Raw genomic sequence first — 1,110 nt, forward strand, 5'->3', positions numbered from 1 at the left:
CCGCCCAGCATTGTCGAAACTTATATAGTCCGTTCACGGTATCTATTTGCTTCCATCCTCTCCGGCATGGTGTCCTCACAAGCTATATTCGCGCCAGCGAACGGGAGGCGTGACCATGAACTATTTATCGAACACACCCCGGATGGGAGAATTGGGTGCGTAACAAGCTAACGGAAATCGAAGAGGCGATTGCGGGAATTCGTGACGGGATGACCGTCATGATCGGCGGTTTCGGTGTGCCGGGAACGCCTTTCACCCTGCTCGACGAACTGGTGCGTCAGGCGCCCAAGAACCTCACGATTATCAAGAACGACGCAAACGAGATCGGGATGGGCCTAGACCATCTGTTGGAGGCCGGTCTCGTCGAGAAACTGATCGCTTCGCACATTGGCCTGAACGCCAGGGCGGTCGAGCAGATGAATGCCGGTCGACTGAAGGTTGAGTTCAACTCTCAGGGCATTCTGGCCGAACGCATCCGCGCCGCCGGCGCCGGACTGATGGGGATCGTGACCGACATCGGGATCGGCACGATGCTGCAGAACGGAAAGACGGCGATCGACATGGACGGTAGGACTGCGCTGATCGAGACTGCGCTTAGGGCGGACTATGCTTTGATTCATGCCGTACAGGCAGATACCTTCGGCAATTTGAAATTTGCCGCGACGGCGCGCAATTTTTCGCCGCTCATGGCGATGGCCGCCGGGACAACGGTCGTCGAGACGGAGGAAATCGTCGCGCTCGGTGAGCTTGCGCCCGACGAAATTCATACGCCCGGGCCGTTCGTTCAAAAGGTCGTCGGTCTCCACGTTATCAGCGAGGCATATGATGTTGTCCGACGCGCGTGAAATGATGCTGCGCCGTGCGGCGCTCGAACTCAATGATGGCGACACGGTCAATCTCGGCATAGGGTTGCCTACGAAGGTGCTGGCCCATCTCGCCCCCTCGATAACGGTATGCGTTCATTCCGAGAACGGAGTGGCCGGCATGGGCCCTCTGGCGGAATATACCGCAGCCGATCGGAACCTCATAGATGCGGGCGGCAACTACATCACCACGCTGGCCGGCGCTTCTTACTTCGACAGTGCGGTTTCGTTCGCGATCATCCGCGGC

At 58.4% G+C, this 1,110-nt stretch carries 2 protein-coding genes; both read left to right on the forward strand.

All coding sequences use genetic code 11. The annotated features are described in order from the left end of the window. Positions 1–155 precede the first annotated feature (155 nt). Positions 156–845, forward strand: coding sequence for a CoA transferase subunit A (locus AC0L2R_RS33715; protein WP_473514093.1), 690 nt, complete (start codon positions 156–158; stop codon positions 843–845). Next, on the forward strand, positions 823–1,110 hold a 288-nt coding region (locus AC0L2R_RS33720; RefSeq protein ID WP_473514095.1), incomplete at its 3' end, for a CoA-transferase. The genes AC0L2R_RS33715 and AC0L2R_RS33720, both read left to right, overlap by 23 nt.

It is taken from the genome of Mesorhizobium sp. WSM4820 (genome assembly GCF_055811075.1).